The 4,631-nt window shown below is 65.3% G+C and carries 5 protein-coding genes; 4 read left to right on the forward strand and 1 reads right to left on the reverse strand.

The features are described 5' to 3' along the window. Positions 1-37: 37 nt before the first annotated feature. The 4 genes from EOA38_RS28540 to EOA38_RS28555 are packed head-to-tail and all read left to right on the forward strand — an operon-like array spanning position 38 to position 3,776. On the forward strand, positions 38-922 hold the full coding sequence (locus tag EOA38_RS28540) for an ABC transporter permease subunit (protein WP_126091712.1): 885 nt from the start codon (positions 38-40) through the stop codon (positions 920-922). Between the two features lie 7 nt (positions 923-929). Next, on the forward strand, positions 930-1,844 hold the full coding sequence (locus tag EOA38_RS28545) for an ABC transporter permease subunit (protein ID WP_126091713.1): 915 nt from the start codon (positions 930-932) through the stop codon (positions 1,842-1,844). An 11-nt stretch (positions 1,845-1,855) separates the two neighbouring features. Beyond that, positions 1,856-2,956, forward strand: coding sequence for a sn-glycerol-3-phosphate ABC transporter ATP-binding protein UgpC (gene ugpC, locus EOA38_RS28550; protein ID WP_126091714.1), 1,101 nt, complete (start codon positions 1,856-1,858; stop codon positions 2,954-2,956). 22 nt (positions 2,957-2,978) lie between these two features. Then, entirely contained in the window at positions 2,979-3,776 is a 798-nt protein-coding gene (locus EOA38_RS28555) for a phosphodiesterase (RefSeq protein ID WP_126091715.1), read from the forward strand. A gap of 23 nt (positions 3,777-3,799) precedes the next feature. On the opposite strand, the gene EOA38_RS28560 is transcribed toward EOA38_RS28555, so the two are convergent. After that, a partial coding sequence (locus tag EOA38_RS28560; protein WP_145966100.1) for an ABC transporter ATP-binding protein occupies positions 3,800-4,631 on the reverse strand: 832 nt, incomplete at its 5' end.

Consider the following 4,631-nt stretch of genomic DNA (forward strand, 5'->3'; position numbering starts at 1 on the left):
GAAGGCGGGCTGGCGGTTTAACGGCGTCGGCGGATCGATGGAAAAACGCGTCACTTTCGGCAGATGGACGATCGGCATCCTGTTCGCGGTGCCGCAGCTCCTGCTGATCTTCACCTTCTTCTATTGGCCGGCCGGCCAGGCGGTCTACTGGTCGCTGACGCTGCAGCAGCCCTGGGGCGGCGGCAACATCTGGGTCGGGCTCGACAATTTCCGCTCGATCCTCGCCAACGCCGACTACTGGAACTCGATCACCGCCAGCCTTGTCTTCGCCGGCATCAGCACCGGTCTTGCGATGGTCATCGCGCTGGTGCTCGCCACGCTGACCGACCGCCAGCTTGCCGGCTCACGTCTTTACCGTGTCGTGCTGATCTGGCCCTACGGCATCGCAGCACCGGCGCTGGCGCTGGCGTTCCGCTTCATCCTGGCGCCGGAAGCCGGCTTCATGGCCGCCGTCAACAAGTTCTGGCCGGGCTTTTGGGATCCCGGCCTCAACGGCGCCGACGCCATGGCCTCCGTCATCATCGCCTTCTCGTGGAAATATGTCGGCTACAACTTCATCTTCTTCCTCGCCGCGCTGCAGGCGATCCCGCGCTCGCTGATCGAGGCGGCGGCGATGGACGGCTCGGGCGTCGTCCGCCGCTTCTGGGACATCCAGTTCCCGCTGATCACGCCGACGATCTTCTTCCTCCTGGTCATCAACATCACCGAAAGCTTTCAGGATTCCTTCGGCATCGTCGACATCATGACCGCCGGCGGCCCGGCGAACGCCACCAACCTGATGGTCTACAAGATCTATTCCGACGGCTTCAGAGGCCTCGACTACTCAGGCGCGGCCGCGCAGAGCATCATCCTGATGCTGCTCATCATCGTGCTGACCATCGTCCAGTTCCGCTTCATCGAGCGGCGCGTGCATTATCGCTGAGGCGGCCATGGTCGAGCGTACCCCTATCCTCAACTTCTTCACGCATCTGATTTTGTTCGTCGGCTTCGTTTTCTGCGTGGCGCCGTTCGTCATCGTGGCGATCGCCGCCTCGCACAATCTGAAGGACGTCAACGACGTGCCGATGTCGCTGCTGCCGGGCAGCGACTTCTGGGTCAACATCAAGACGGCCTGGACGACGGCCGGCCTCGGCCCGAAGCTCTTCAACAGCTTCATCATGGCGGCGGGCGTCGCCGCCGGCAAAGTGATCATCTCGGCGCTGACCGCCTTCTCGATCGTCTATTTCCGCTATCCCGGGCGGACGCTGATCTTCTGGCTGATCTTCGTCACGCTGATGCTGCCGCTCGAGGTGCGCATCGTGCCGACCTACGCGGTGGTCGCCAACGTGCTGTCGCCCTATCAGGCGATCATGGACGTCACCGGGCTCTCCTGGCTGATCGAGAAGGTGTCCGGCGTTCAGGTCTCGCTCAGCCTCGGATTGCTCAATTCCTACACGGGCCTGATCATGCCGTTGATCGCCACCGCTACCGGCACCTTCCTCTACCGCCAGTTCTTCCTGACGGTGCCCGACGAACTGACGGAGGCCGCGCGCATGGACGGCGCCGGCGCGCTGCGCTTCTTCATCGATATCCTCTTGCCGCTGTCGCGCAACAACATGGCGGCGCTCGGCACCATCATGTTCCTGTGGGCCTGGAACCAGTATCTGTGGCCGCTACTCATCACCACGGATCAGTCGCACGCGACGGCGGTGACGGAACTCAAGCAGCTCATCCCCAATGTCGGCGGTGCGCCGGAATGGCATATCGCCATGGCCGGCACGCTGATCGTCATGCTGCCGCCGCTGATCGTCGTGGTGCTGATGCAGCGTTGGTTCGTGCGCGGCCTGATCGCCACGGAAAAATAAGGAGACGGACAATGGCCTCCATCACCATCCGCGATGTCCGGAAAAGCTACGCCAAGATGCAGGTCGTGCACGGCGTCGATCTCGACATCAAATCCGGCGAATTCGTCGTCATCCTCGGGCCGTCGGGCTGCGGCAAGTCCACGCTGCTGCGCATGATCGCGGGGCTGGAGGAGATTTCCGACGGCACGATCGCCATCGACGGCACGGTCGTCAACAAGCTCGAGCCGCGCGAGCGCGGCTGCGCCATGGTGTTCCAGAACTACGCGCTCTATCCGCATATGAGCGTGGCCCAGAATATCGGCTATTCGCTGAAGGTGGCCGGTGTTCCGGCGGCGGAACGAACCCGGCGCATCCAGGCCGTCGCCCGCATCCTGGAGCTCGAGCATCTGCTCGACCGCAAGCCGACGGCGCTTTCCGGCGGCCAGCGCCAGCGCGTCGCCATGGGCCGCGCCATGATCCGCGAGCCGAAGGTCTTCCTCTTCGACGAACCGCTCTCCAACCTCGACGCCAAGCTGCGCGTGCAGATGCGTTCGGAAATCCGCAAGCTGCATCGGCGCCTCAACGCCACGTCCGTTTTCGTCACCCATGACCAGGTCGAGGCGATGACGCTTGCCGACCGGCTGGTGGTGATGAATGGCGGCCGCGTCGAGCAGGTCGGCACGCCGGCGCAAGTCTACAGCCGGCCGGCGAGCCGCTTCGTGGCGACCTTCGTCGGCGCGCCGGCCATGAACATGCTCGAAGGGACGGTCACGCTCGACGGGCTGTCGCTGCTTGGCGGCAGCCGCAAGCTAAACGTTTCCCGCGCCGGCCTTCCCGTCGGCTCGAAGATCGCGGTCGGCATCCGGCCCGAGGCCGTGCGCATGGTGGCGCCTGGAACGCCGAGCGCGCTCGGCGCAACGGTCGACCTCGTCGAGGAACTGGGTGCCGGCCGGGTCGTCTATGTCGATCTCGACGGCGCGCCATTCTCCGTGGTGACCTCCGAGACCGTCCATCCCGAGCCGGGCAGCGCGATCGGCCTCCAGTTCGCGGAGAGCGACCTGCACTTCTTCTCGTCGGAGAACGGTGGCAGGCTCGACGTCTTCAAGGCTTCGGTGCCGGAGCCTGCGCTGTAAGGGTCGATAGAGGGTTCACGGAATGAAGATCATCCAGATCACCGACGTCCATCTCGGCCGTCGGGGCGAGGTCCGCTTTGGTGCGGACCTGCATGAGCGGCTCGACCGCTGCATCGATCATATCAATGCACGCAACGGCGATGCAGCGCTTTGCGTGTTCACCGGCGACCTGACCGAGTCGGGCGAGGCCGGGAGCTATGCCGATCTGAAATCGGCGCTCGGCCGGCTCTCCGTGCCCTACCGGCTGCTGCCGGGGAACCACGACCGGCGGGCGAACCTCATCGCCGCCTTTCCGGAAAGTCCGGTCGACGACAACGGCTTCGTGCAATCGGTCTTCGATACGCCGGAGGGGCGGCTGGTCTTCCTCGACAGCCTGGCCGAAGGCCGCGTCACCGGAGAACTGTGCGACAACCGCCTGGGTTGGCTCGACGCACGGCTTGCCGAGGCAGCAGGCAAGCCGGCCTATCTCTTCCTGCACCATCCGCCAGTGGAACTTGGCCTGACAATCCTCGACCCGCTCGGCCTCGAACAGCCGCAGCGCCTGCTCGATGTGCTCACGCGCCACGGCAATGTCCGCTACATCTTCTTCGGCCACGTCCATCGCGACATCGCCGGCACTGTCGCCGGCATTCCGTTCTCGGCGCAGCGCGGCCTGAATGCCCGCTTCATGCTCGATCTTGTCGGCGACGAGGTGGTCGAGCAGGCGCCGCCCGCCTATTCGATCATCCTGATCGATGGGCAGCGCGTCGTCGTGCACAGCCATGATTTCCTGGAGAGCTGGCCCCTCTGGTCGCCGCAGACAGGCGAACAGGTGCGGTAGAGCAACCGCGACCAGCCTGCGATTCAGGCGAACACGTGCGCCTTGCCGGTGACGGTGAGGCGCACGATCTCGCCGACCGTCGGCGCGTCCATGCCGGTCTTGCGCAGGATGAGCGGCGTGTTGCCGATCGCGGCCGCATCGGGCGGGTCGGGGCTGTTGAGCAGCCGCACCGCGATGGTGCAGACCGAGCCGGCGAATTCGGAGTCCGTCACTTCGCCGAACAGCATGTCCGGCGTCCCCGACATGCCCTCGCGCGTGGTTCGCTTGAGCAGCACCTGCTCGGGCCTGAGCATGATGCGGGCGACGTCGCGCCGCTCGGCAATGTCGACGGCGATACGGCCGAGCGGCGAGATGGCGAAGCCGTCGGCGATCTTGGCCGGGACAATGATGGCATCGCCGAGGAACTCGGCGACCATCCGGTCCTTGGGCTGGAAATAGAGCTCGCGCGGCGTGCCGACCTGCGAGAACAGGCCGTCGCGCATGACGGCGACCTGGCTGGCGAAGGACAGCGCCTCGGCCTGGTCATGGGTGACCAGGATGGTGGTGATGCCCGCCTCCTCCAGAAGCTCGGCGACAGCCTTGCGCATGGAGGCGCGCAAGCCTGTGTCCAGCGCCGAGAAGGGCTCGTCGAGCAGCATCAGCCTCGGCTTCATCGCCATCGCGCGGGCAAGCGCCACGCGCTGCTGCTGGCCGCCGGAAAGCTCGTGCGGCCGGCGTTTCAAGACAGCCTTGTCCAGCCCGACGATATAGGCGAGCTCGACGATGCGCTCCATGCGCTTGTCCTCGCCGCGCGCCATGCCGAAACCGATATTGTCGGCGATGGTGAGATGCGGGAACAGCGCGCCGTCCTGCGCC

Origin of the sequence: Mesorhizobium sp. M1E.F.Ca.ET.041.01.1.1 (assembly GCF_003997355.1) — a bacterium.
Lineage (GTDB): Bacteria > Pseudomonadota > Alphaproteobacteria > Rhizobiales > Rhizobiaceae > Mesorhizobium.

Excerpts from the sequence above, each read along its gene's own strand:
- EOA38_RS28545 (WP_126091713.1), top strand. The coding sequence starts at position 930 with ATGGTCGAGCGTACCCCTATCCTCAACTTCTTCACGCATCTGATTTTG.
- ugpC (WP_126091714.1), top strand. The coding sequence starts at position 1,856 with ATGGCCTCCATCACCATCCGCGATGTCCGGAAAAGCTACGCCAAGATG.
- EOA38_RS28555 (WP_126091715.1), top strand. The coding sequence starts at position 2,979 with ATGAAGATCATCCAGATCACCGACGTCCATCTCGGCCGTCGGGGCGAG.
- EOA38_RS28540 (WP_126091712.1), top strand. The coding sequence starts at position 38 with ATGGAAAAACGCGTCACTTTCGGCAGATGGACGATCGGCATCCTGTTC.